The organism is Streptomyces sp. S07_1.15 (assembly GCF_020739505.1).
Lineage (GTDB): Bacteria > Actinomycetota > Actinomycetes > Streptomycetales > Streptomycetaceae > Streptomyces > Streptomyces xinghaiensis.
Map to the genome: position 1 here is coordinate 6,762,708 of NZ_JAJBZK010000001.1, position 24,786 is coordinate 6,787,493.

The window sequence follows — 24,786 nt, forward strand, 5'->3', positions numbered from 1 at the left end:
CGGAGCCGGGGCCGGAGCCGGGGCCGGAGCCGGGGCCGGGGCCGCCGCTCCGCCGCTCATCCCCGCGCCGCTTCCCTCGCCGCCGTGAGGGCCCGGCGCGCGTCCTCAATGCGGATCGGCAGGTCGCGGGCCCGGCTCCCGGTCGCGTGGTGGAAGGCGTTGGCGACGGCCGCCGCCGCGCCGACGATGCCGAGCTCCCCGATGCCCTTGCCGCCGACCGGGTTCAGCCGGTCGTCGCGTTCGTCCAGGAAGACCGCCTCGATGCCGCGCACGTCCGCGTGGGACGCGATGTGGTAGCCGGCCAGGTCCGGGTTCGCGAAGTCCCCGAACTCCTGGTCGACCTCTGCGCCCTCCAGCAGCGCCATCGACTGGCCCATCAGCATCCCGCCGACCAGCTGCGAGCGCGCCGTGAGGGGGTTGAGGATCCGCCCGGCCGCGAAGACGCCCAGCAACCGGTCCACCCGGATCTCCCCGGTGTCCGTGTCGACCCGCACCTGCGCGAACTGGGCGCCGAAGCAGTGCCGGGACAGCTCCGCCCGGCCCGCGATGTCCTCCGTCGTGTCGGCGTGCACCTCCAGCCCGCCCGGCGGTACACCACCACCGGCCGCCGCCAGTTCGGCCGTCAGCGCCCGGCACGCCTTGTCCACCGCCCAGCCCCAGGACGCGGTGCCCATCGAGCCGCCCGCGAACGCCAACGAGCCCATCGAGGCCCGGCCGATCTCCAGCCGGACCCGGCCGGGCGTGGTCCCGAGGGCGTCCGCCGCCACCTGCGTCAGCACCGTACGGGCGCCCGTGCCGAGGTCGGCCGCGCCCACCCGCACCCGGTAGGTGCCGTCGGCCTCGGCCCGGGCCAACGCCGACGAGGGGAAGACGTAGTCCGGGTGGTGCGAGGCGGCGACGCCGGTGCCGACCAGCCAGCGCCCCTCGCGGCGAGCCGCCGGTGCCGGGTCGCGGTCCGCCCAGCCGAAGCGGGCCGCGCCCTCCCGCAGACACGCCACCAGGCCGCGGCTGCTGAACGGCAGCCCGTTCTCCGGGTCGGTCTCCGGCTCGTTGACGATCCGCAGTTCGACCGGGTCCATCCGCAGCTCGGACGCCAGTTCGTCCATCGCCGACTCCAGGGCGAACATGCCCGGGGTGTGGCCGGGGGCGCGGAACCAGACGGGCGTCATGACGTCCAGCCGGGCCAGCCGCAGCGTCGCCCGGGCGTGCGGCGCCGCGTACATCATCCGGGTCGAGGAGACGACCTGCTCGACGAACTCGGTCGACCGCGAACTCTGGATCACGGCCTCGTGGTCGACGGCGGTCAGCCGCCCGTCGCGGCCGGCGCCGAGCCGCACCCGCTGGATCGTCGGCGTCCGGTAGCCCGTCAGCGAGGGCATCTGGCGCCGGGGAACGGCGATCTTCACCGGCCGTCCGACCGCCCGCGCGGCCAGGGCCGCCAGCACCACAGCGGCCCGCGGAGAGCCCTTGGAGCCGAAACCGCCGCCCACGTGCTCGGAGACGATCTCCACCGCGCCCGGGTCCAGCCCGAACAGCGCCGCCAGCGTCAGGGAACTCATGAACGGGGCCTGGTCGGCGTTGTGCAGCACCAGCCGCCCGTCGCCGTCCCAGGCGGCGATGGTGGCGTGCGGCTCCATCGGGCTGGGGAACTGGGCGGGGGTGGTGTAGCGGGCCTCGACCCGGACCGGCGCCGCGGCCAGCGCCCCGTCCGGGTCACCGCGCTCCACGAACCCCGGGGTGCCGTCGTTCGTGGAGACCTCGGGTGTGTACAGCCCGTCGTCGTCCTCCCGGAGCACCACGTGGTGCGGCTCCCGCTCGTAGGTCACGGCCACCGCCGCCGCGGCCTCCCGCGCCGCCTCCAGGGTCTCCGCCACGGCCGCCGCCACGATCTGGCCGTGGTGCGCCACCTCGGGGGACTGCAGGACGAGCATGTGGCCGCCCGCGCCCAGGAGCTCCCCGGAATCGGCGAAGTCCGCGCGCAGCCGGGGCGCGTTGGTGTGGTCGAGCACCGCCAGGGCTCCGGGGACGGCGAGCGCCGCCTCCGCGTCGACGCCGGTGACCCGGCCCCGGCCGACGGTGGCTCCGACCGGCCAGACGTACGCGGCGCCGGACACCGGGAACTCGTAGGCGTACCGGGCCGCGCCGGTGACCTTGTCCAGGCCGTCCACCCGCACCAGGGGGGAGCCGATCGCCGGGGCGTGCGCCGCCGGGGCGCGGTCCGCGCGGGGTGCGGCCGGTGCGGCCGGTGTGGTCGTCCGTGCGCCGACGGCCGGTGTTCCGGCCGGTGCGGTGGTGCCGGTCCCGGCGGTCCCGGTCCCGGCGGCGGTGTCCGTCCTCATGACTGCTCCTCCCCGTGGCCGCCGGCGGCGGGATCCGCGCCGGTGACGAGATCGCGCACCGTGGCCGCGACCAGATCGGTGATCAGGCCGAGTTTGAAGGCGTTGCCGGGCAGCGGGCGGGCGTCCGTGAGTTCGGCTCCGGCGGCGGCGCGCAGCAGCGCGTCCTCCGGGCGGTGCCCGAGCAGCCGTTCCTCGGCCGCCCTCGCGCGCCAGGGCCGCGGGGCCACGCCGCCGAGGGCGATCGCCACCCGGTCCAGCGTCCCGTCGTCCGCCTGCCGCACCGAGACCCCCACGCTCACCAGGGCGAAGGCGTACGACCAGCGGTCGCGCACCTTGCGGTAGCGCATCAGGGCGCCGGGCGGCGGGGCGGGCAGTTCCACGGCGGTGATCAGCTCGCCGGGCGCCAGCACGGTCTCCCGGTGCGGGGTCCGGCCCGGTGGCAGATACAGCTCCTCCACCGGCACCGTGCGCTCCGCGCCGCCGGGGGAGCGCAGATGGACGGTCGCGTCGAGCGCGGCCAGCGCCACCGCCATGTCGGAGGGATGGCTCGCCACGCAGTGCTCGGAGGTGCCGAGGACCGCCGTCTCGCGGTGCGCGCCCGCGGCCGCCGGGCAACCGGAGCCGGGCTCCCGCTTGTTGCACGGCTTGGTGACGTCCTGGAAGTAGCCGCACCGGGTGCGCTGCAGCAGGTTCCCGGCCACCGTGGCGGCCGTCCGCAGCTGCCCGGAGGCGCCCGCGAGCAGCGCCTGCGACAGCAGCGGGAAGCGCCACCGGATGCCCGCGTCCCCGGCCAGGACGCTGTTGCGCACCGCCCCGCCGATCAGCACGGAGCCGTCGGAGCGGTGTTCGACGCGGTCGTAGGGCAGCCGGGAGACGTCGACGACGAGGCCGGGCCGGGCGACGCCGAGCTTCATCAGATCGACGAGATTGGTGCCGCCGCCCAGATAGACGGCGTCGGGCCGGTCGGCCACCAGGGCCGCGGCCTCGTCGGCGTCGGATGCCCGTACGTAGGCGAACTCCTTCATCGCGGGCTCCTCCCGGACGGCACGGCGGATCCGGCGGATCCGGCCGGTGCGGCGGGGCCGTGCTCGCCGGGGTCCGCCCCCGCGGCCTCCAGGACGGCGGCCACGATGCCCGGATGGGCGCCGCAGCGGCAGAGGTTGCCGCTCATGCGCTCGCGGACCTCATCGGGCGTCAGCCCGGTGGTGCCGGTCACGCCCGCCACCAGGTCCTCGGTCACCCGGCTGGGCCAGCCGCGGGCGGCCTCGCCGAGGGCGCCGATCGCGGAGCAGATCTGGCCGGGGGTGCAGTAGCCGCACTGGAGGCCGTCGTGGGTGAGGAAGGCCCGCTGGACGGGGTGGAGGCCGTCCGCGGTCCCGGCCGCCGTCTCCGGCGTCTCCGTGCCGGCCGCCGCTCCGCCGGCGAGACCGGACACCCCTTCGATCGAGACGATGTCGCGGCCCTCGGCGGTCACGGTGAGCGTCAGGCAGCTGTTGACCCGCTCGCCGTCCACCAGAACCGTGCAGGCGCCGCACTGTCCGTGGTCGCAGCCCTTCTTGGCGCCGGTCAGGCGCAGTTGTTCGCGCAGCGTGTCGAGCAGCGTGGAACGGTTGTCCACGGTCAGATGATGCTCCTCCCCGTTGACGCGCAGCGTGATCTCGCTGGTCGAGGCGGTATGTAAGAGGCTCATACATGCAATGTATCATCCTCTTACATTGCGGGAGTCGTGAGGCGGCCAAACGGATCGGAGATCGCCCGTGCGGGATGTGGTGGAGGACCTGGAGCGCTGGTGGCGGGACGGGGAGACGGTCGGGATGGCCACCGTCGTGGCCACCTGGCGCTCGTCGCCCCGGCAGCCGGGCGCGACCATGCTGGTCGGCCCCGGGGGCGCGGCGGTCGGCAGTGTGTCGGGCGGGTGTGTGGAGGCCGCGGTCCACGAGCTGGCGTCGGACGTGGCGGCCGGGGCGCCGCCGCTGCTCCAGTCCTACGGAGTCGCGGACGACGACGCCTTCGCCATCGGGCTGACCTGCGGCGGCACCGTCGAACTCTTCGTCGAGCGCGTGGACCGGACGACGTTCCCAGAGCTCGGCGAGGCGGCCGAGGCGATCCGGGCGGGGGAGCCGGTGGCCGTGGTGACCTGCGTGGCGGCGGACCGCGCCGTCGGCGACGACAGTGGCGGCGCCGGCACCGGCACGGGCACCAGCACCGGAGGCGGCACCGGCGGCGGCACCGCGCGTCCGGCCGCGAGCCCGGGAGACGGCCCGGACCCCGAGGGCCGCCTCGGCCGGCATCTGGTGGTCGGGCCCGGCCGCGTGACCGGCTCCCTCGGCAGCCCCGGGCTGGACGCCGCCGTCACCGCCGACGTCCGCGCGATGCTCGCCGCCGGGCGCGGCGGCACGCTGCGGTACGGGTACGACGGGCGGTGCCCCGGCGAGGAGCTGCGGCTCTTCGTGGCCGTCCACGCCGCGCCTCCCCGGCTGATCGTCTTCGGCGCGGTCGACTTCGCCGCCGCCCTGTCCCGGATCGGGGCCTTTCTCGGCCACCGCGTCACCGTGTGCGACGCCCGCCCGGTCTTCGCCACCCGCCGCCGCTTCCCCGAGGCGGACGAGGTGGTGGTCGACTGGCCGGACCGCTATCTGCGCGCCGAGGCGGCGGCCGGGCGGGTCGACGCCCGCACGGCCGTCTGCGTCCTCACCCACGACCCCAAGTTCGACGTCCCGGTGCTCGAGACCGCGCTCCGCCTGCCGCTGGCGTACGTCGGCGCGATGGGCTCCCGCCGCACCCACCGGGACCGCCTGGACCGGCTGCGGGCGGCCGGTCTCACCGGGTCCGAACTCGCCCGGCTGGCCTCGCCCGTCGGCCTCGACCTGGGTGCGCGCACCCCGGAGGAGACCGCCGTGAGCATCGCCGCCGAGATCATCGCCGACCGCACGGGCGCCACCGGCAGTCGCCTCTCCGGCTTGACGGGCAGCATCCACGCCGCCGGACCCGACCCCGTGCCCGCGGCGGCCCCGGCCGTCCCGGCTCCCGTTTCCGCGGCCGGGCCGGAGGGCTGACCGGGGGTCCGCCGGCCCGGGCGGCCCGGCCGTCCGCCGCGTGACACCCACGAATTCCGGACATCCACGGGTTCCGGACACCCACGGGTTCCGGTCCGAATCCGTTCGCACACCATGTGACGACCGTGTGTGCGCGGGCAACATCTTGGTGCTACCTCCCGGCCGGGTCCAGACGTTCGATAGGGTCGGCGCCGCCGACTCTCCGAAGGTCCACTTTTGCCTCGGAGCGTCGTCAACTTGCCTTCTTGGGGGCAATGTTGACGTTTTTCTTCCGAAAACCGGACCGGGGAGCAGGGGAAGCGTGGGGAACGTGACCGCCATGCCAGAGCACCTGCCGCCGTCTCCGGCCGCCGGGGTTCCGTGTCCGCCGTCTCGTTCACCAGTTCAAGGACGTCCATGATCGAATCCCATCTCTTACCGGAGCTCTTCCTGGGGGGCGGGCTGGCCGCCACCCTGGTGGCACTGGTGCTGCAGACCCGTGGCACACACCGTCTGAAACAGGCCAAGGCCGCCGTGGAAGAGCAGAGCGAACGGGCGCGGCAGCGGGCCGAGCTGGAGCGGTACGCCAACCGGGCGGCGGAGTCGGAGGCCCGGCACCTCGTCGAACGGCGGCTGCCCGCCGTGGTCGACGTCGAGGCACGGGGCCATCCGGGTGTCGTCGTCCCCGGACTGCTGGAGCCCGACCTCAAGGGCACCCCGGTCGACACCGCGTACAGCGCGGCGGAAGACCTCGTGCGGGAGGCCGTGGCGATCACCCGGGAGAGCATCGGCCGGGACGCGCGCGCCGGGGTGCGGGGGATCGCCGACGAGGCGCAGACCTACCTCGTCCGGCTGCAGATGAAGATCGACGAGGAGCTGGACAAGTACCCGTCGGCCGGCGCCTACCACCAGAGCCTCACGGACATCGACCACTTCGCGACCCGCGCCCTGCACACCCTGCAGCGGCTGCGGATCCTCGCCGGCTCCTGGCCCGGCGTCCAGCGCGCCAACTGCACGTTCCGCGAGATCGTCGAGAGCGCCCGGGGCCGCATCGACGCCTACGACCGGGTCTCCTTCACCTATCTCCCGCGCACCGCCGAGCTGTTCGTCGAAGGCCGGGTGGTGGAGCCCGTCACCGTCGCCCTCACCGAACTGCTGAACAACGCCACCTCCTACTCCAGCGACCGGGTGACGGTCTACGTCCAGGAGGTGCAGAGCGGCTTCAGCATCGTCGTCGAGGACACCGGCCTCGGCATGAACGTCTTCCAGCGGGAGGAGGCGGAGCGGCTGCTGCGCCGGAGCACCGTCATGGACGTCACGAACCTGCGCGACGAGCGGCAGCTCGGCTTCGCGATCGTGGGCCGCCTCGCCGGCGACTACGGGTTCCGCGCCGACGTCGGCGCCCCCTCCGCGGGCGGCGGGGTCAAGGCCGTGATCCTGGTGCCCAACGCGCTGATGGGGGACGCCCCGGAGGACACCGGAGCGGTGCACATCGGCCGGGACACCCCGGCCGCCGGGACCGCCGTCCGCCCGGAGCCGGCCGTCCGCCCGGAGCCGGCCGTCCGCCCGGAGACCGCGGGACACCCCCGGACCGGCGGCGCGCCGCCGGCCGACGAGGCGCCGGCACCCGCCCCCGGCCCCGCGGGCAACCCGGGCATCCCCGCCGAGCCTCCGCTGTCCACCGAGTCCGGCCTGCCGAAACGGCGCCGCCGCGGCCGCACCCGGACCCCGGAGAGCCCCTCCCAGGAGGCGGCCTCCGACACCACCGACCCCGACACCCTCGCTGCCGGCTTCGACCAGATGCGACGCGCACTCAGCGCCGGATACGCCGCGCCCGACACCGGAGGAACCCCCGCCGATGACTGAGCACACCGCCGACACCGTGGACATGACCTGGGCCCTCAACGAACTCGCCAAGGAGCGCGGGGTCGTGAACGTCCTGCTGTTCACCTCCGACGGCCTGCTGCTGGCCGCCTCCGACGGCCTCTCCCGGGAGGACGCCGAGCGCGCCTGCGCCGCCTTCTCCGGCATGAAGGCGCTCAACCAGGACCTCTCCGGCTTCTGCGGCCAGTCCGACGGCGACGGCGACGGACGGCTGACGTGGCGGCACATCGTCAGCGACATGAAGGACCACACCGTCCTCGTCTTCGCCGCCGGCCGGCGCACCGGCGTCGGCGTCTCGGTGCGGGGCGACTCCATGAGCCAGGAGGTGGCGGTGGCCATCACCGCCACCATGAAGATGATCAGAGGCTTGCGTCCGGTGCTGGAAGCCCGGGAACGGCCGGCCCCGGCCGGCACCTCATGACGCCGCCCGCGCACCGCCGCCGGGGGATGGTGCGGTCCTACACCGTCACCGGCGGCCGCGCCACCCCCTCCCGTACCAGCCTCGACGAGGCGACCCTGCTCATCGCCGACCACAAGATGCCCCTGACCGGTCTGAACCCCCACGCGCACCGGGTGATGGACCTCTGTCTGCCGGGAGTGCTCTCCGTGGCGGAGGTCGGCCACCACCTGCAACTCCCGGGCGCGGTCACCAAGGTGATCGTCTCCGGGCTGGTGGACAGCGGCCACCTGGTCGCCCGCTCACCCGTTCCCGCCGCTCAGCAGCACGACATGGCACTGCTGGAGAGGATCCTGGATGCACTCCACGCGCTCTGACCGCTATCTGCCCGCCGGTGCCCGGTCGGTGAAGATCATCGTTCTCGGGCCCTTCGCCGTCGGCAAGACCACCTACGTCGGCTCGGTGTCGGAGATCCGGCCGATGCGCACCGAGGAGCGGATGACCCGGGCCGGTGAACTCGTGGACGACCTGCGGGGGATGGAGGGCAAGGACACCACCACCGTCGCCATGGACTTCGGCCGGCTCACCCTCACCGAGGACATCGTCCTCTACCTCTTCGGCGCCCCCGGCCAGCCCCGCTTCCAGTCCATGGTGCGCTCGCTGATGGAGGGCGCACTCGGCGGACTCGTGCTGGCCGACACCCGGCGGCTCGACCAGAGCTTCGACTCCATCGACCTGCTGGAGGACACCGGACTGCCCTACACCGTCGCCGTCAACGAGTTCGACGGCGCCCCGGTGTACAGCGACGCCGAACTGCGCGACGCCCTGAGCATGGACGAGGACACGCCGCTGGTCCGGCTGGACGCCCGCCTCCGCGACTCCGCCAAGCAGGGCCTCATCTCCCTGGTCACCCAGATCCTCCGCCGCCCCAGCCTGGAGCCCGCCCGATGAACCGGTCCGCAACCCCCCGCTGCCCCGTGCTGCACGGCGAGGACTTCGCGGCCCGCCCGCAGGACGCCTACGCCGCCCTGCGGGAGACCGCGCCGGTCGCCTGGGCGGAGATCGCCGACGGGGTGCACGCCCTGGTCGTCACCGGCCACCGCGCCGCGATCGACCTGCTCAACGACACCGAGACCTACGCCAAGGACTCCCGCGCCTGGGCGGCCCTGCAGCAGGGGCAGGTCCCGCCGGACAGCCCCGTCCTCGCCCTGATGGCCTGGCGCCCCAGCCTGCTCTACGCGGACGGGGAGCGCCACGAACGCCTCCGCCGGGCCATGGACGACTGCCTCGCCCGGATCAGCCCGCACCAGCTCCGGGAGACCACCCGAGCCCACTCCGCCGCGCTGGTGGCCCGCTTCGCCCCGGACGGGCGGGCGGACCTGATGACCGGGTTCGCGGACATGGTGCCGCTGCTGGTCTTCGCCGACCTCCTCGGCTGCCCGCCGGAGTTCTCCAACCGGATGGTCACCGCCTGCCAGGGCATGATCAACGCCGGCCCGGAGGCGGGCCCCGCCGCGGCCGACCTGGCCGCCTGCCTGGCGGAACTCCGGGAGCTCAAGAAGGCCCGCCCGGGGCAGGACTTCACCTCCTGGCTGCTCGCCCACCCCAGCGGCCTCACCGACGACGAGATCCTGCACCAGCTCGTCGTGGCCGTCGGCGCGGGCACCATCCCCACCGCCGCCTGGATCGCCCACGGCCTGCGGCTCCTGCTCAGCGACGACCGCTACGCCGGTGACCTCACCGGTGGCGCCGTCACCGTCGGCCGCGCCCTGGAGAAGGCGCTGTGGACCCACTCGCCCATGGCCAACTTCTCGGCGCACTTCGCCCGGTACCCCACCCAGCTGCACGGGGTGCCGATCCCGCCGGGCGTGCCCATCCTCATCAGCCACGCCGCCGCCAACACGGACCCGGCCCTCGCCGGCCTCGGCTACGAGAACCGCTCCCACCTGGCATGGTCCGCCGGACCGCACCGCTGCCCGGCCACCGGCCAGGCCACGGTCGTCGCGCGGACCGCCATCGAGACCGTCCTCGACCGGCTCTGGGACCTGGAGCTGGCCGAGGGCCCCGTGCCCAACCGGCACGGGCCGTTCCACCAGTGCCCCGCCTCGATGCACGTCACCTTCCGGCCGCAGCCGGAAGACGTACCGCTGCCTGCCGCCACGTCCTCAGGAGGTACCGCGTGACCAGCACCCCCGTCAGCACCCCGCCCGACGGCGCCGCGTCCGCCGGCCCCGCCGCGTCCGCCCCCGTCACCCTCGACACCAGCGGCAGCCGGCTCTACGCCCAGACCGACGGCCTCCGCGAGGCCGGGCCCGCCACCCGGGTCCGGCTGCCCGGCGACCTCACCGCCTGGTCCGTGACCCGCGGGGAGGTGGCCAAGCAGCTGCTGACCCACCCGCACATATCCAAGGACGCCCGCAAGAGCTGGCCCGGGTACCGGCCCGGCTCCCATCCGTGGCTGACCTCCTGGGTGGACGTCGTCTCCATGTTCACCAGCGACGGCGACGACCACAAACGGCTCCGCTCCCTCGTCGGCAAGGCGTTCACCCCGCGCCGGATCGAGGCCATGCGCCCGGCGGTCGAGGCCGTCGTCACCGGCCTCCTCGACGAACTGGAGGCGGCGGCCCCCGGCGGGGACACCGTGGTGGACCTCCGCGCCCGCTTCTCCTACCCGGTGCCCACCCGCGTGATCTGCGACCTGTTCGGTGTGCCCGCCGGGCAGCGCCCCGAGATGCTCCGCGTCATCGACGCCGTGCTCGACACCAGCGCCACCGCCGAGCAGGCCATGGCCACCCGCCGCGACCTGTTCGCCGCGATGCACCACCTCATCGCCGCCAAGCGCAACGGGCCCGCCGAGGACATGACCGGCCTCCTCCTCGCGGCCCACGAGGAGGACGGCGACCAGCTCAGCGAGGAGGAGCTGGTCTCCACCCTGATCCTGATGATCGGCGCCGGCAGCGAGACCGCCGTCTCCCTCATCGACCACGCCGTCGAGGCGATGCTCACCCACCCCGACCAGCTCGCCACCGTGCTCGCCGATCCCGGACGCTGGGACGACGTGATCGAGGAGAGCCTGCGCCTGCACCCCCCGATCATGCATCTGCCGCTGCGCTACGCCACCGCGGACATCGACCTCGGCGAGGGCGTCACCCTCCGCGCCGGCGACCTCGTCCTCATCGCGTTCGGCGCCCACGGCCGCGACCCGGAACTCCACGACCGGCGGGACGCGTTCGACATCGACCGCGAGGACAAGCAGCACCTGGCCTTCGGCCACGGCGTCCACTTCTGCCTCGGCGCGCCCCTGGCCCGGCTGGAGGGCCGGATCGCCCTGCCCGCCCTCTTCGAGCGCTTCCCCGGGCTGAGCCTCGCCTGCGAGCCGGGGGACCTGCGTCCGCAGCCCTCCTTCATCGGCAACGACTACCGGGAACTCCCGGTCCGCCTGCGCGGAGCCGGGGATCCGGCTCCGGAGGCCGCCGCGGGCTGAACCCGCCCGCCGGTTCGCCCTCCGCGCCCTCCGCGCCCCGGCCCCCGGTTCCCGGTTCCGCCGGGGGCCGGGGGCCGGTCAGTGCCCGTGCCCCGGATCGTGGCCGGGGATCGAGCCGTCCTCCTCCGTCACCAGGAAGAGTCCCGCCATCCCCATGTCCGCGTGGCTCTGGACGTGGCAGTGGTACATCCACGCCCCGGCGCCCACGCCCTCGCCCGCGATCACCTGGAAGCCGAAGGAGTCCGCCGGGCCCGTGATCTTGTTGTCGATGACGGGGGTGTGGTCGTCGGGGCCGGTGAGCAGCCCCGTGCGGTTGTCGGCCCAGCGGTGCCCGTGCAGATGGAACGTGTGGTAGTACTCGCCGTGCGTGATCGAGACGAACTCGACCCGCTCGCCGATCTTCGCGGTGATGTCGTACGGGTCGTCGGCGGCGCGGTTGTTGACCGTCATGTCGTTGAAGACGATGGTGAACTGCTTGTCCGGCAGGACGTCCCCCGCGCGGCGCACGATCAGCGGGCCGTAGAGGCCCTTGCGGATGCCGGCCGTGCCGTGGACGGTGCCGACCGCGTGGTCGTGGTAGTGCCAGTAGCCGGCGCTGCCCGGGTTCCAGGTGCCGTCCGCGCGGCGGCCGGGTTCATGGGTGCGCCAGGTGTACGTGCGCCGCTCGCCCGGCGCCACGGTGCTTCTGCTCAGCGGGGAGCCGTCGCTGCCGAACGCGTAGTCCACGCCGTGCGGGTGGAGGCTGAGGGTGACGTCCGCCAGGTTCACCAGCTCGATGTGCAGGGTGTCGCCCTCGGTCATCTCCAGCAGCGGGCCGGGAACCGTCGCCTTGCCCGGCTTGAGGCCGTAGCCCAGCCGCCCGCCGGGGAGGTTCTCCGCGTAGAGGGTCAGATGACGGACCTCGCCGCCGGCCTTCGCGGTGGCCGCGTTCCGTAACGCCGGCCTGCCCGGCTGCGCGGCCGCGGCCGCGGTGGGGGTGAGGGCCGCCGGGGCGGCCAGCGCGGCCGCGGCGACGCCGCCGGTGAACGACCGCCGTGAGAAGAAGCGCCGCGCCGTGGGGCCGCCTGCCTCGGTCATCTGGTCTCCCATTCCCCCGCGGGCCGTCGCCCCCGGGTCGTCTGCGGTCGTCTGCGGGTCGTCCGGGGTTCGTCCGGTGGTCGTCGCGTCCGTCCGGGAAGGACCGTCCGGCCCCGGTGTTCCGAGGGCTGGGACGGCATCAAGGTAACGGCCGCCGGGGAGTTCTTCTAGTGTCAGGACAAAGTTTGTTGATGTGCGGTCATTGCTATTGGCGGACCGTCAAAAGCCCTCTAGCTTCGAGGCATTGCTGCGATCGCAGAGGGGTGAGAGAGCTATGCGGGCCACCAAACCGCAGCCAGGGCCCTCGGCACGACGAGGGCGCATCAGGGGCCGCGCGTGGACGACAGCCGCGCTGGCCGCCGGAATGACCGTGACCATGCTGGGAGGGCCGCCGGGGGCGGCGGCCGCTCCCGCCGACCCGCGGCCCGGCGCGGCGACGCCGCTGCCACCGGCCGTCACCGCGGCGGCGGACTCCGCCACCGGGACGGCCGCGGCGCCGTTACCCGGGGGCTCGGCCGCCGGGGACGTCCGGGTGCTCGTCTTCCACGACTCCGGCGGGCAGCCGTCGGCCAGGACCGCGGCCGGTATCGAGGCCCTGGAGGAGATCGGCCACCAGGGCCCGGCCGAGGAGCGGTTCGCCGTCGACGCCACCGACGACCCGACGGTCTTCACCACGCAGAAACTGCGCCAGTACAACGCGGTCGTCTTCCTCTCCACCCCCGGCGACATCCTCGACAACGCCCAGGAGGACGGCTTCCGGGCCTACGTCGAGTCCGGCGGCGGCTTCCTCGGCGTCCACGACGCCGCCCGCACCGAGCCGGACTCCTCCTGGTTCACCGGCCTCATCGGCACCCGCCCCGCCGGCGACGGGTCCGCCGGGGTGCAGCGCGCCACCGTCGAGACCGGCGACCGCGACCACCCGGCCACCGCCGGCCTGCCCCAGGAGTGGTCCCGCAAGGACCACTGGCTCAGCTGGCAGCCCAACCCCTCCGGCGAGGTGCACACCGTCGCCCGGGTCCGCGAGCGCACCTACGACCCCGGCGCCGGCGCCCTCGGCTGGGACCACCCCGTCTCCTGGTGCCGCGACTACCGCGGCGGCCGCTCCTTCTACACCGGCATGGGCGGCACCGCCGCCGCCTTCGCCGAGGAGCGGCTGCGCACCCATCTGCGCGGCGCCCTGCTGTGGACCACCCGCCTCGCCCGCGCCGACTGCCGGGCCACCATCACCGCGAACTACGAGGCCACCCGCGTCACCGAGCCCAACACCCCCGGGCAGGCCGACCGGATCGGCGAACCGCACGGCCTGGTCACCGCCGAGGACGGCCGCGTCTTCCACATCGGCCGCGGCGGCGGGAGGGGCAGCGATCCCGTCGTCACCGACTGGAACGACCCGGACGTCGGCCTCGGCATGGGTACCGTCCACGTCTGGGACCCGCGCACCGGGGAGAGCCGGCTCGCGGGCGTCGTCGAGGTCTTCGGCAACAAGGGCGGCGGCGGGGAACTCGTCAAGAACGAGGAGGGCCTGCTCGGGATCGAACTCGACCCGGACTTCGCCGAGAACGGCTGGATCTACCTCCACTACACCCCGCACTCCGAGATCGACCGGGAGAACCACCTCGCGCAACGCCGGGTCTCCCGCTTCACCCTGGACCACGCCACCAACCGCTTCGACCCCGCCACCGAGAAGGTCCTCCTCTCCTGGGAGGTGCAGATCCACAGCTGCTGCCACGCGGGCGGCGGCATGGCCTGGGACTCCGCGGAGAACCTCTACATCGCCACCGGCGACACCAACTCCTCGCAGTTCAGCGGCGGTTACTCCGGCAACAACCCGGAACCGGCCTTCCGCGGCGTCTCCTTCGCCGACGCCCGCCGCACCTCCGGCAACACCAACAACCTCAACGGCAAGATCCTCCGCATCCACCCCGAGGACGACGGCACCCACACCATCCCCGAGGGCAACCTCTTCACCGGTGAGGAGGAGGGCGGCGGCAAGACCCGCCCCGAGATCTACGTGATGGGCGTGCGGAACCCGTCCCGCATCTCCGTCGACCGGGAGACGGACACCCTCTACGCGGGCTGGGTCGGCCCCGACGCCGGCGCGCCGAGCCCCGTCTGGGGCCCGGCCAAGTACGACACCTTCGCCGCCATCACCGAGGCCGGCAACCAGGGCTGGCCGTACTGCATGGGCAACAAGCAGCCCTACCGCGACCGCAACCTCCCCGACCCCTCCCAGCCGCTCGGCTGGTACGACTGCGACAACCTCAGGAACGAGTCACCCCACAACGACGGCCTGGTGGACATCCCGCCGGCCCGCTCCAACACCATCTGGTACTCACCCCAGGGCGGCGCCCCGGACTTCCCGCGCGACGGCGACGGCATCCCCAGCTACAAGGTGGAGGAGTCCCGCTATCTGCTGCCCTGGCTCAAGGGCGGCTCCCAGGCCGCCATGAACGGCCCCGTCTACCGGCACGACGCCGGCGGCGACAGCGCCGTCAAGTGGCCGGAGTACTGGGACGGCAAGTGGTTCGTGGGCGACTTCTACGACGGCGAGCAGCCGCGCCACGCCGTCGCCCTGGACCCCGACACCGCGGACAAGGGCGGCCTGCCCGTCCACGCCGAGAGCCTGGACGGCATCATCCCCACCGGCCGGGACGGCATCCGCAACCTCATGGACTGGAAGTTCGGCCCGGACGGCGCCCTCTACGTCCTCGACTACGGCCGGGGGTTCTTCACCTCCACCGACGAGTCGGCGCTGTGGCGCGTCACCTACCGGGGCGGCCCGCCCACACCCCTCCCCGGCGACCTGGTGACCCGGGACGCCGCGGCCGGCGACGGGAGCGACCGGTGAACGGAACGAGAGGAACCGCGGCCCCCCGGAGGCTCAGCCGCTCCCGCGGCCTGCTCACCGCCCTGGTGGTGGCCCTGCTGGCGGCCCTCGGCCTGACCGCGCCGCCCGCCGCGTACGGGCAGGGGAGCGCGGACGGGACGGGCGGCGGGCGCCCGGCGACGGCCGCCGACCAGACGCTCACCTGGACCGCCGGCAACGCCACCGACCGCTACCTCACCGCGCCGGCCGAGGCGGTGGCCGGCCCGGCGACCATCGTCTTCGAGAACAGCGAGGCCACCGGCAACACCACCGGCATGCCGCACACCCTGACCTTCGACACCTCCGACCCCTCGCGCTACAACGCCGACGTCGACCTCAACATCCTGGCCAACCCGGCCGACGACAACGGCGGCCGGCACACCGCCGAGGTCACCCTCAGCCCCGGCACGTACCGCTACTACTGCACCATCCCCGGGCACGGTGCCATGCAGGGCACCCTCGTCGTCACCGATCCGGGCGGCGGCGAGGACACCACGGCCCCCGAGACCTCCCACGAGATCAGCGGGCAGCGGGACGCCGACGGCGCGTACATCGGCGGCGCCACCGTGGCCCTCTCCGCGACCGACCCCGGCTCCGGTGTGGAGAAGATCGAGTACGCCCTGGACGGCGGGGAGTTCGCCGAGTACGCGGCGCCGGTGGCGGTCGATGCGGTGGGTGAGCACCGGCTGGTGTACCGGGCGGTGGACCGGGCGGGGAACGTCTCGGCGGAGAAGGCGGTGGAGTTCACGGTGGTGGCGCCGCCGGAGGAGGACACGACGGCGCCGGAGACCTCGGCGGTGGTGAGCGGTGAGCGGGACGACGGCGGCGCCTACCTCGGCTCCGCCACCGTCACCGTCTCCGCCTCGGACTCCGGCTCCGGTGTGGAGAAGATCGAGTACGCGCTGGACGGGGGCGGGTTCGCCGAGTACGCGGCGCCGGTGGCGGTCGATGCGGTGGGTGAGCACCGGCTGGTGTACCGGGCGGTGGACCGGGCGGGGAACGTCTCGGCGGAGAAGGCGGTGGAGTTCACGGTGGTGGCGCCGCCGGAGGAGGACACGACGGCGCCGGAGACCTCGGCGGTGGTGAGCGGTGAGCGGGACGACGGCGGCGCCTACCTCGGCTCCGCCACCGTGACGATCACCGCCACCGACGCGGAGTCGGGCGTGGAGCGCGTGCAGTACTCCCTCAACGGCGGCCCGTATCTCGCCTACACCGCGCCGTTGACCGTCGCCCGGGCCGGCCCGCACCTCCTGCGCCACCGCGCCACCGACAAGGCCGGCAACACCTCGGCCGCGAAGACGGTGGACTTCACGGTCGCCGAGGAGGACACCACCGAACCGGACTGCCCCGAAAGCGACAACCGGCGCACCGTCATCATCGGCACCGTCGACACCGGTGTTCCCAACCGCGTGACCGGCGACGGCTGCACCGTCAACGAGCTGATCGAGGACGAACGGGCGTGGGACGGCGAGAACGACTTCCTCCGCCATGTCGCCGCCGTCGCCGACCGTCTCCGCGAGGAGGGCGTCGTCGACGAGCGCGAGCACGGCCTCCTCATCCGGGCCGCCCGCGAGTCCGCCATCGGCACCCCCGGTCACACCGGCGGCTACCGCACCCTGTTCGACGGCTCGGCGGAGTCCTTCGCCGACTGGGAGCACGTCGGCGGCGGCGCCTTCGGGCTGACCGGCGGCGGTGCGATGACCAGCAGCACCACCCGCGGCGGCCTCGGCATGCTCTGGTACCCGGACCGGCAGTTCGGGGACTTCTCCCTGAAGCTGCAGTTCCGCGACGACGCGCCGGGCTCCGGCCGCGCCAACAGCGGGGTGTTCGTCCGCTTCCCGGACCCGCACTGGCATCCGGGCGAGTCCCGCCCCGAGTGGGTCGCCATCAAGTACGGCCACGAGAACCAGATCCTGGACCGCGCCGACGGCGACATGTACAAGACGGGGTCCGTCTACGGCTTCGACAAGGTGAACCTCGACGGCGCCGGCGTGGAGGAGAAGGGGGTCTGGAACGACTACGAGATCCGGGTCGTGGACCAGCGCTACTGGATCTTCCGCAACGGTGTGCTGCTCAACGTCTTCGACAACGACCCGGGGCTGGTCTTCAACCCGCCCCGCGGGGACGACCCCGGCACCGCCGGCCGGCAGTACGCGGACGGCTTCATCGGCCTGCAGACCCACGGCACCGAAGATGTGATCTCGTTCCGCAACATCCGGATCCAGGAACTGTAGGGACCCGGCGGCAGGCGGAAGCACACCGGGCCGCCCCGGCACGGAAGTCCGTGCCGGGGCGGCCGCCTCATCCCTGCCCGGCGCCCCGCCGGAGAGACCGGGGGCCGTGGCGCGGATCAGGAGTGGGGGCAGTTGCCGCGGAACTCCTCGATCTGCAGGCTCGGCCGGGGGATCGGGCAGAGGAACTGCTCGTAGCGGGTGTCGTTGTCGACGAACCGCTTCAGCCAGGAGATCGAGTACTTCGCGATCTCCGTGTCCGAGGTGTTCGGGGTGAAGTGCGTGGCGTTGTTCAGCTCCATGTACGCCCGGTTGGTGGAGGACGGCAGGCTCTCGTAGAACGGCTCGGCGTGCGAGGCCGTCGAGGCGATGGTGTCGCCGTCCGCGCCGACGATGAACGTCGGAACGGTGATCTCGCGCCAGGTCTTGTCGAGGTTCCACGGGGTCAGCGGGATCGACGCCTTGAGGGAGGGCCGGTCCTTCGCGGCCTCCAGCGCGCCGCCGCCGCCCATGGAGTGGCCCATGACGGCGAGCCGGCCGCGGTCGATCCGGCCGCGGACCGAGCTGTCCTCGGTCAGGTAGTCCAGCGCGGCGAGGAGCTGGTCGCCGCGGCTGGCCGGCTGGTCCATCGTGGTGTTGGTGTCGATGGTGAAGACGACGAAGCCCTGGGAGGCCAGCCGCTCGCCGTACCAGGACATGCTCGACTGGTAGGCGGTGAAGCCGGGGGAGATGGCCACGGCGCCGAAGGTGCCGTCCGCCGTGCTGGTCGGGTAGTAGATCGTGCCACCGCCGAATCCGCGGACGGAGAGCGAGGACACCCGGGTCTCGGAGACCCGGTAACTGCCGGTCCGGGCCTCGATGCTGTCCTCGGTCGGGTCCGGGCCCCGCTCGTACGGGTTCTCCGCGGCGGCCTGGACGGCGGTCTCCGGGGCGGCCTGCGCGGCCGGCATCAGGGCGACGCCGGTCCCGGTGAGGGCCAGCGCCAGTCCGGCCAGGCTCAGCCGGACGGTGCGGGAACGGGGCTTGCGACGGTGCCGGCCGGCCTCGGGGGTGGAGGTGTCGTGGTGCAGCGGCTCCATGAGCGTGTACTCCCTGAAGTCAAGGGGGATGTGGGGGAACGTGGGTCATCGTTCAACCGACACACGCCCGTCACATCGGTGAAATCACCGGCCTTCGCCGCGTGTTGGCGCCGTGACCACCGAAATGCCAGGTCAGGGAGGCGGATTGACGGGTCTCCTTCGCCGGGACGATGCGTGACCGCCCGGTGAACCGCGATCATGGAGGGGTGTCCTCACTGCAGAATCGCCGGCGGAACGCCCCCCGGGAGCCCCAGATGGTGGTGTGCGGCGACGACGCGCTCGCCCACCGGCTCGCCGCCGAACTCTCCGGGATGTACCAGGAGCCCGTGACGCTCGTCCTGCCGCCCACCGGGGAGGGCCGCCGCCCACTGGACGGCATCCCGGGCCGCCGGGAACCCGTGGTGCCGGTACGGGTCATCGAGGCCCGAGCCCTGGACGACGAGGTGCTGGCCGAGGCCGGGGTCGCCACCGCGCAGGCGCTGGCCCTCGTCCACGACGACGACGAGACCAACATCCACGCCGCCCTCCGCGCCCGCCGGCTCAACCCCCGGGTGCGGCTGGTCATCCGCCTCTTCAACCGCAAACTGGGCCGCCACCTGGAGGAGCTGCTCGACCGCTCCGTGGAGATCGCCGCCCCCGACCTGGACCCGGTCGCCGTGGACGCCTCCACCACGGTGCTCTCCGACGCCGACACCGCTGCGCCCGCCCTCGCCGCCGCCGCCATCGTCGGCACCAGCAAGGTCGTCCACGCCGACGGCCTGATCCTCCGCGCCGCCGAGCGTCCGCCCGCGGCGTCCGGGGAGCCGGACACCCGGCCCTCCCTCTGCACCCTCGCGCTGTTCTCGGCCGCGGACAGCCCGGACGCGGGGGAGGGCTCCGAGGACAGCGGCGACGAGGGCCCGCGGCTGCTGCCCGACGACGAACTGGCGGCGCGGTCTCCCGAGCGGGGCCGGGTGGTGCTGGAGACGGTCACCCACGACGGCGCCCCGGCCCCGCCGCGCCGCCTGAGCCGGACCCCGCCGCTGAGCACCCTGTTCTCCCGCCGGATGCGGATGTCGCTGCTCGGCCTGGTGACCGCGGTCGGGGCGCTGGCCGTGGCGTCCGTCCTGCTCACCGGCGACGACCCGCTGCACGCCGCCTATCTCTCCCTGCTCGACCTCATCGCCATCGGCGACCCCGCCGAGGGGGAGGAACCCGCCCGGCAGATCCTCCAGCTCCTCTCCGGCATGGTGGGCCTGCTGCTGCTCCCCGTCCTGGTGGCCGCCGTGCTGGAAGGGCTCGGCACCTTCCGGTCGGCGAGCTCGCTGCGCCGGCCGCCGCGCGGGCTCTCCGGGCACGTGGTGCTGCTCGGGCTGGGCAAGGTCGGCACCCGGGTGCTGTCCCGGCTCCACGAGATGGGCGTCCCCGTGGTCTGCGTGGAGCACGACCCGGACGCCCGGGGCGTGGCGCTCGCCCGGCGGTACCGGGTGCCGACGGTGATCGGGGACGTCACGGAGGAGGGCGTGCTGGAGGCCGCCAAGGTGCACCGCAGCAGCGCCCTGCTGGCCCTCACCAGCCACGACAGCACCAATCTGGAGGCGGTGCTGTACGCCCGCGGGGTCTCGGACCGGCTGCGGGTGGTGCTGCGGCTGTACGACGACCGGTTCGCCGCGGCGGTCTACCGCACCCTCCGCGACTCCCACCCCGGGGCGACGACCCGCAGCCGCAGCGTGTCCTCGCTGGCGGCGCCGGCCTTCGCCGGGGCGATGATGGGCCGCCAGGTGCTGGGGGCGATCCCGGTGGAACGGCGGGTCCTGCTGTTCGCGGCGGTGGAGGTGAAGGACTGCCCGGCCCTGGAGGGCCGCACGGTCCGGGAGGCGTTCCGGCCCGGCAGCCGGCGGGTGCTCGCCCTGGACGTGGCCGCGCCGGCCCAACGCCGTCCCGATCTCGCGGCCCTGCCGCCGGGCTGGCAGACCGTGGAGCGGGAGCTGCTGTGGCAGCCGCACCCCGGTTATGTGCTGCGGCCGGAGGACCGGGTGGTGCTGGCCGCCACCCGGCAGGGCCTGGCCGAGCTGCTGGGCCGGCATCCGCGGCCCGGCCGGGACGGCCCGGAGGACGACGGCCCGGCGCCGGCCCGGAACTGAGCGGTCCCGGGGGCCCGGGCCGGGGGAAAGGCGGCCTCTCCACGCCCGAGGGCCCGTCCGCGCCACCGGGTGGTGGTGCGGACGGGCCCTCGTCCGGTACGGCCGCGGGCGCCGGCCCGGGTCAGTACTTGGCGGCCGGCTCGCTCACGCCGTCCCCGCCGGGACCGGAGGCCCCGGCCCGGCGGTCACGGAGATGCTGCAGATAGGAGGAGAGCTCCCGCTTGACGACGGGCGCCAGCAGGTAGAGGCCGATGATGTTGATGACGGCGGCCAGGAAGAGCATCGCGTCCGCCATGTTGATCAGCGCGCCGAGGGTGAGCAGCGAGCCCGCCGCGACGATCACGCTGAAGAGCACCTTGTAGATGTTCTCGCTGGTGCGGCTCCGGCCGAAGAGGTACGTCCAGCACTTCAGGCCGTAGTAGCTCCAGGTGATGATCGTGGAGAAGGCGAAGAGCAGCACCGCGATGGTCAGGACGTACGGGAACCACGGCAGGACGGTCTCGAAGGCGTCGGACGTCAGCGTCACGCCGTCGCCGGGGCCCTCGCCGGCGGCGGCCGCCTCGCGGGCGCTCTCCCAGCTCGGGGTGGAGGCGATGACGATGGTCAGCGCGGTCATCGTGCAGATGACGACGGTGTCGATGAACGGCTCCAGCAGCGCGACCAGGCCCTCGGTCACCGGGTGCCGGGTCTTCACGGCGGAGTGCGCGATCGGCGCGGAGCCGATGCCGGCCTCGTTGGAGAACGCGGCCCGCTGGAAGCCGACGATCAGCACGCCGATCGCACCGCCCGCGACGCCCTCGGGGTTGAAGGCACCGTTGATGATCTCGCTCACGGCGTCCGGCAGGGCCGGGATGTTGACGCCGATGACGATGAGACACGCGGTGACGTAGAGGCCCGCCATGGCCGGGACCAGCCGGCTGGTGACGTTGGCGATGGACTTGATGCCGCCGAGGAGGACCAGGGCGACCAGGGCGGCGAGCAGCACACCGAAGAGGAGGGCCCCCGTGGAGTTGCCGAAGATGCCGTCCTCGCCGCCGGTGACGGACTTGAGCTGGGTGAAGCTCTGGTTGGCCTGGAAGAGGTTGCCGCCGAAGAAGGTGAAGAAGAGCAGGGAGACCGCGACACCCACGGCGAGGACCTTGCCGACGCCGCTCATGCCGCGCTCGGCGAGGCCCTTGCGCAGATAGTGCATCGGGCCGCCGGAGACGGTGCCGTCCTCGTGGATGTCCCGGTACTTCACGCCCAGGGTGCACTCGACGAACTTGGTCGCCATGCCGAGGAGGCCGGCGACGATCATCCAGAAGGTGGCGCCGGGGCCACCGATGGTGACGGCGACGGCCACACCGGCGATATTGCCGAGGCCGACGGTGCCGGAGACCGCGGCGGTGAGCGCCTGGAAGTGGCTCACCTCACCGGGGTCGTCCTTGTCCTCGTACTTGCCGCGCACCAGGTCCACCGCGAGCTTGGCGCGGCGGGCCTGGACGAAGCCGAAGTAGAGGGAGAAGACGACGCCCGCGACGACCAGCCAGCCCACGATCCAGGGGAAGGGGGTGGGGAAGACGCCGAAGTCGGTCTCGTAGAAGACCCACTTGGTGAGGAACTCGGCTACGGGGTCGAAGACGCCGTTGACGGCTTCCTCGATCGTCGAGGTGACGGAATTGCTTGCCATGAACGGAACCTCTGGCTGGTGTGGTGCTGAGGACGAGGGCCCACCATCCGGCGGTTGGCCGATGGTGCGCTGATAAGACGGATTGGGAGTTCCTATCACGGAGAGCAATCGCACCGGTGTGACATGGGTCACTTCCTCGCGCGGTCATGACAGTCTTTATTGCTCTGTAACCGGACAAAAGCGCGGGATAGATTCGCTATACAGGAACACCGGCCCGGTGAGCGGTGCGCGATCGAGCACACACCGTTACGTGATCGCAACGCGCGGCCCGGCCTCCGCCGCCCCGTCCGGACGGCGGAGGCCGGGCCGCGCCCGCCGGTGCCGCTCCCGTTCCCAGCGGGCCACGGCTCCCGGCGGGCCATGACGCTCAGCGGGTCACGACATGCCGTTCGTCCGGGACGCAGTGCGTCATGGTCAGCCCCGAGACGTCGCGCGGCGGGTTCTTGCCGAGGTTCGCCAGCCGCCGCCGGTCCTCCTCGGTCAGCTGCTGGCCCGGCAGCGGTTCGAGATGCGCCACCTCGGGGGTGTCGATGCCCAGCCCCTCGCCGACCCGCAGCCCCAGGTCGTTCTCCACCAGCAGGAAGTGCCAGAGCATGCGCTCCTGCACCGGGCGGTCGCACTGGGAGAGCAGGGTGACGAAGTTCCGCACCAGGTCGTCGCGCTCCCACTCCTCCAGCAGCAGATAGCGCTGCCCGGCCTGGAGGTAGTCGTTGGTGCGGGGGATGCGCTTGCGGGTCAGCTTGCCGCGGATCTCCGGACCCTGGTCGTCGTGGGTGGGGAAGGCGGCCTCCTGCAGCCCGCCCAGCACCGACGGCTCGTAGTTGATGTGCGTGTTCTCCGCGCCGCCGTCGATGTGGTACGTCATCTGGCCGTCGCGCTGGTTGGTGCGCACCGGGGCGTTCTTCGCCTGGTTCACCGGCACCTGGAGGTAGTTGGGGCCCACCCGGTAGCGCTGGGTGTCGCTGTAGGAGAAGGTCCGGCCGACCAGCATCTTGTCGTCCGAGAAGTCCAGCCCGTCGACGAGCACACCGGTGCCGAACGAGATCTGCTCGTTCTCGGCGAAGTAGTTGGCCGGCATCCGGTTGAGCACCATCCGGCCCACCGGCTTGGGCGGGAACTCCTGCTCCGGCCACGTCTTGGTGTCGTCCAGCGGGTCGAAGTCCAGCTCCGGGTGCTCGTGGTCGTCCATCATCTGGACGAGCAGCTCCCACTCCGGGTGGTCGCCGCGGGCCACGGCCTCGTAGAGGTCCTTCGTCGCGTGGCCGGTGGCCTCCGCCTGCACGTTGGCGGCGTCCTCCTCGGTCATGCTGCGCACGCCCTGCTTGGGCATCCAGGTGTACTTCACCAGCTTGGTGCCGCCGTGGGCGTCCACCCACTTGTAGGTGTTGACGCCGAAGCCCTGCATGTGGCGGTAGTCCGCGGGGATGCCGCGCGGGCTGAAGAGATTGACCAGCATGTGCATCGATTCCGCTGTCTGGCTCATGAAATCGAAGATGCGGTTCGGCTGCTGCTCGAAGGTGATCGGGTCGGGCTTGAGCGCGTGGATCACGTCCGGGAACTTGATCGCGTCGCGGATGAAGAAGACGGCGAGGTTGTTGCCCACCAGGTCCCAGTTGCCGTCCTCGGTGTAGAACTTCACCGCGAAGCCGCGCGGGTCCCGGGCGCACTCCGAGGAGTCCCGGCCGCCGATGACGGTGGAGAAGCGCACCGCGACATCGGTGCGCTTGCCGCGCTCCTGGAAGAGCTTGGCGCGGGTGTAGCGGTCGATCGGCTCGTCGCCCCAGGCGCCGTACGCCTCGAAGTAGCCGTAGGCGGTGACGCCGCGGGCGTGGACGACGCGCTCCGGGATGCGCTCCCGGTCGAAGTGGCTGATCTTCTCCAGGAACTGGTAGTTCTCCAGGGTGGCCGGTCCGCGCGCACCGACGGTGCGCTGGTTCTGGTTGTCGTAGACCGGGTGCCCTTGCCGGTTGGTGAGTACGGGCCGTTCGTCTCCCCGGCCGGCGCCCTTCTTCTCCACGTCCGTCACGGTGCTGGGCTCCTTCGCTCGTCGGTGCGCCGCGCCGCCGGATGCCGCGAGCGGCTGCGTGTGCGTACCCCGGGGAGCGGGGGGCCTAACAGAAGAAGGGACCGCAGTGCTCCGGTTCAACCGTAAGGATTCGCCGTAATTGCAGATGTACTTGCAGTGACGGATGGTCCGGGGCGAGGATGGTTCCCCGGGCGTCCCGCCCCTCAACCGCCCCTCGACGCTGCGGAGCGCGCGATGACAGCTCATCAGGCACGGCGGGGCGGCGGCCCGGACCCCACCGGCCCATCACGCGCCGGCCGGGGCCGCGCCGATGTGCGGTCCGGACTCCCGGCCCCCGCCGATCCGCCGCCGGTCACGGCGGGCACGGCAGCGGCCGCCCCGGGCCGGGCCGCCGCCGAGGCCGAGCGCGAATGGGACCCCTTCACCCGTCTGCTCCTGCTGCTGGAGCTCTCCGGCCGGCGCTCCTGGCTGGAGGACCTCACCTCCCCCGACCGCAACTGACCGGCGGCCGGGGACCCTCCCGGCGTCCCCCCACCCACCTCCGCGCCCCGGCCGGCCGCCGGCGGTGCGGCTCCT

The 24,786-nt window shown here is 73.2% G+C and carries 18 protein-coding genes; 11 read left to right on the forward strand and 7 right to left on the reverse strand.

The window, feature by feature from the left end:
* Positions 1 to 56: 56 nt before the first annotated feature.
* Genes LIX60_RS29070 through LIX60_RS29080 form a run of 3 tightly spaced genes read right to left on the reverse strand, consistent with a single transcriptional unit; the run spans position 57 to position 4,029 of the window.
* Positions 57 to 2,339, reverse strand: coding sequence for a xanthine dehydrogenase family protein molybdopterin-binding subunit (locus LIX60_RS29070; RefSeq protein WP_227962153.1), 2,283 nt, complete (start codon positions 2,337 to 2,339; stop codon positions 57 to 59).
* Positions 2,336 to 3,364, reverse strand: coding sequence for a xanthine dehydrogenase family protein subunit M (locus LIX60_RS29075; protein ID WP_227962154.1), 1,029 nt, complete (start codon positions 3,362 to 3,364; stop codon positions 2,336 to 2,338). The genes LIX60_RS29070 and LIX60_RS29075 overlap by 4 nt, the downstream gene beginning before the upstream one ends.
* Positions 3,361 to 4,029: a 2Fe-2S iron-sulfur cluster-binding protein gene (locus LIX60_RS29080; protein ID WP_227962155.1), complete on the reverse strand. Its 669-nt coding sequence runs from the start codon at positions 4,027 to 4,029 to the stop codon at positions 3,361 to 3,363. Before LIX60_RS29080 ends, LIX60_RS29075 begins: the two co-directional genes overlap by 4 nt.
* Positions 4,030 to 4,096: 67 nt before the next feature.
* Here LIX60_RS29080 and LIX60_RS29085 point away from each other — a divergent pair, with 67 nt between their 5' ends.
* The 7 genes from LIX60_RS29085 (at position 4,097) to LIX60_RS29115 (ending at position 11,139) form a co-directional block, all read left to right on the forward strand.
* The gene (locus LIX60_RS29085; protein ID WP_227962156.1) at positions 4,097 to 5,395 is read left to right on the forward strand and encodes an XdhC/CoxI family protein; all 1,299 of its coding nucleotides are present in this window, start codon (positions 4,097 to 4,099) and stop codon (positions 5,393 to 5,395) included.
* 396 nt (positions 5,396 to 5,791) lie between these two features.
* The gene (locus LIX60_RS29090; protein WP_227962157.1) at positions 5,792 to 7,240 is read left to right on the forward strand and encodes an ATP-binding protein; all 1,449 of its coding nucleotides are present in this window, start codon (positions 5,792 to 5,794) and stop codon (positions 7,238 to 7,240) included.
* Positions 7,233 to 7,679, forward strand: a complete 447-nt coding sequence (locus tag LIX60_RS29095) for a roadblock/LC7 domain-containing protein (RefSeq protein WP_227962159.1) — start codon at positions 7,233 to 7,235, stop codon at positions 7,677 to 7,679. The genes LIX60_RS29090 and LIX60_RS29095 overlap by 8 nt, the downstream gene beginning before the upstream one ends.
* A gap of 26 nt (positions 7,680 to 7,705) precedes the next feature.
* Positions 7,706 to 8,032, forward strand: a complete 327-nt coding sequence (locus LIX60_RS29100) for a DUF742 domain-containing protein (RefSeq protein ID WP_095758239.1) — start codon at positions 7,706 to 7,708, stop codon at positions 8,030 to 8,032.
* Positions 8,013 to 8,606, forward strand: a complete 594-nt coding sequence (locus LIX60_RS29105; RefSeq protein WP_125623820.1) for an ATP/GTP-binding protein — start codon at positions 8,013 to 8,015, stop codon at positions 8,604 to 8,606. The genes LIX60_RS29100 and LIX60_RS29105 overlap by 20 nt, the downstream gene beginning before the upstream one ends.
* Positions 8,603 to 9,838 carry a cytochrome P450 gene (locus LIX60_RS29110; protein ID WP_227962160.1) on the forward strand — a complete coding sequence of 412 codons (1,236 nt, stop codon included), beginning with the start codon at positions 8,603 to 8,605 and terminating at the stop codon, positions 9,836 to 9,838. The genes LIX60_RS29105 and LIX60_RS29110 overlap by 4 nt, the downstream gene beginning before the upstream one ends.
* Positions 9,835 to 11,139, forward strand: a complete 1,305-nt coding sequence (locus LIX60_RS29115) for a cytochrome P450 (RefSeq protein ID WP_227962162.1) — start codon at positions 9,835 to 9,837, stop codon at positions 11,137 to 11,139. The genes LIX60_RS29110 and LIX60_RS29115 overlap by 4 nt, the downstream gene beginning before the upstream one ends.
* A 78-nt stretch (positions 11,140 to 11,217) precedes the next feature.
* On the opposite strand, the gene LIX60_RS29120 is transcribed toward LIX60_RS29115, so the two are convergent.
* Positions 11,218 to 12,216, reverse strand: a complete 999-nt coding sequence (locus tag LIX60_RS29120; RefSeq protein WP_227962164.1) for a multicopper oxidase domain-containing protein — start codon at positions 12,214 to 12,216, stop codon at positions 11,218 to 11,220.
* A gap of 274 nt (positions 12,217 to 12,490) precedes the next feature.
* On the opposite strand from LIX60_RS29120, the gene LIX60_RS29125 reads away from it, so the two are divergent.
* Together LIX60_RS29125 and LIX60_RS29130 are read left to right on the forward strand one after the other, a co-directional pair.
* A complete protein-coding gene (locus LIX60_RS29125) occupies positions 12,491 to 15,064 on the forward strand; it encodes a ThuA domain-containing protein (RefSeq protein ID WP_374117938.1) in 2,574 nt (857 codons plus the stop codon).
* Positions 15,061 to 17,316, forward strand: coding sequence for an OmpL47-type beta-barrel domain-containing protein (locus tag LIX60_RS29130; protein ID WP_227962172.1), 2,256 nt, complete (start codon positions 15,061 to 15,063; stop codon positions 17,314 to 17,316). Before LIX60_RS29125 ends, LIX60_RS29130 begins: the two co-directional genes overlap by 4 nt.
* 116 nt (positions 17,317 to 17,432) lie before the next feature.
* Here LIX60_RS29130 and LIX60_RS29135 read toward each other — a convergent pair whose 3' ends face one another.
* A complete protein-coding gene (locus tag LIX60_RS29135) occupies positions 17,433 to 18,392 on the reverse strand; it encodes an alpha/beta hydrolase (RefSeq protein ID WP_227962173.1) in 960 nt (319 codons plus the stop codon).
* Positions 18,393 to 18,646: 254 nt separating this feature from the next.
* Here LIX60_RS29135 and LIX60_RS29140 point away from each other — a divergent pair, with 254 nt between their 5' ends.
* On the forward strand, positions 18,647 to 20,515 hold the full coding sequence (locus LIX60_RS29140) for an NAD(P)-binding protein (protein WP_227962962.1): 1,869 nt from the start codon (positions 18,647 to 18,649) through the stop codon (positions 20,513 to 20,515).
* 121 nt (positions 20,516 to 20,636) lie between these two features.
* On the opposite strand, the gene LIX60_RS29145 is transcribed toward LIX60_RS29140, so the two are convergent.
* Entirely contained in the window at positions 20,637 to 22,184 is a 1,548-nt protein-coding gene (locus LIX60_RS29145; protein ID WP_227962178.1) for a sodium:alanine symporter family protein, read from the reverse strand.
* 367 nt (positions 22,185 to 22,551) lie between these two features.
* Positions 22,552 to 24,210, reverse strand: a complete 1,659-nt coding sequence (locus LIX60_RS29150) for a catalase (RefSeq protein ID WP_043467962.1) — start codon at positions 24,208 to 24,210, stop codon at positions 22,552 to 22,554.
* Positions 24,211 to 24,444: 234 nt separating this feature from the next.
* Between LIX60_RS29150 and LIX60_RS29155 the strand changes: the two genes are divergently transcribed.
* Positions 24,445 to 24,711, forward strand: a complete 267-nt coding sequence (locus LIX60_RS29155) for a hypothetical protein (protein ID WP_227962179.1) — start codon at positions 24,445 to 24,447, stop codon at positions 24,709 to 24,711.
* The last annotated feature ends 75 nt before the right edge of the window (positions 24,712 to 24,786 follow it).

Excerpts from the sequence above, each read along its gene's own strand:
- LIX60_RS29070 (WP_227962153.1), bottom strand. The coding sequence starts at position 2,339 with ATGAGGACGGACACCGCCGCCGGGACCGGGACCGCCGGGACCGGCACC.
- LIX60_RS29075 (WP_227962154.1), bottom strand. The coding sequence starts at position 3,364 with ATGAAGGAGTTCGCCTACGTACGGGCATCCGACGCCGACGAGGCCGCG.
- LIX60_RS29080 (WP_227962155.1), bottom strand. The coding sequence starts at position 4,029 with ATGAGCCTCTTACATACCGCCTCGACCAGCGAGATCACGCTGCGCGTC.
- LIX60_RS29090 (WP_227962157.1), top strand. The coding sequence starts at position 5,792 with ATGATCGAATCCCATCTCTTACCGGAGCTCTTCCTGGGGGGCGGGCTG.
- LIX60_RS29095 (WP_227962159.1), top strand. The coding sequence starts at position 7,233 with ATGACTGAGCACACCGCCGACACCGTGGACATGACCTGGGCCCTCAAC.
- LIX60_RS29100 (WP_095758239.1), top strand. The coding sequence starts at position 7,706 with ATGGTGCGGTCCTACACCGTCACCGGCGGCCGCGCCACCCCCTCCCGT.
- LIX60_RS29105 (WP_125623820.1), top strand. The coding sequence starts at position 8,013 with ATGCACTCCACGCGCTCTGACCGCTATCTGCCCGCCGGTGCCCGGTCG.
- LIX60_RS29110 (WP_227962160.1), top strand. The coding sequence starts at position 8,603 with ATGAACCGGTCCGCAACCCCCCGCTGCCCCGTGCTGCACGGCGAGGAC.
- LIX60_RS29120 (WP_227962164.1), bottom strand. The coding sequence starts at position 12,216 with ATGACCGAGGCAGGCGGCCCCACGGCGCGGCGCTTCTTCTCACGGCGG.
- LIX60_RS29125 (WP_374117938.1), top strand. The coding sequence starts at position 12,491 with ATGCGGGCCACCAAACCGCAGCCAGGGCCCTCGGCACGACGAGGGCGC.
- LIX60_RS29135 (WP_227962173.1), bottom strand. The coding sequence starts at position 18,392 with ATGGAGCCGCTGCACCACGACACCTCCACCCCCGAGGCCGGCCGGCAC.
- LIX60_RS29140 (WP_227962962.1), top strand. The coding sequence starts at position 18,647 with ATGGTGGTGTGCGGCGACGACGCGCTCGCCCACCGGCTCGCCGCCGAA.
- LIX60_RS29145 (WP_227962178.1), bottom strand. The coding sequence starts at position 22,184 with ATGGCAAGCAATTCCGTCACCTCGACGATCGAGGAAGCCGTCAACGGC.
- LIX60_RS29155 (WP_227962179.1), top strand. The coding sequence starts at position 24,445 with ATGACAGCTCATCAGGCACGGCGGGGCGGCGGCCCGGACCCCACCGGC.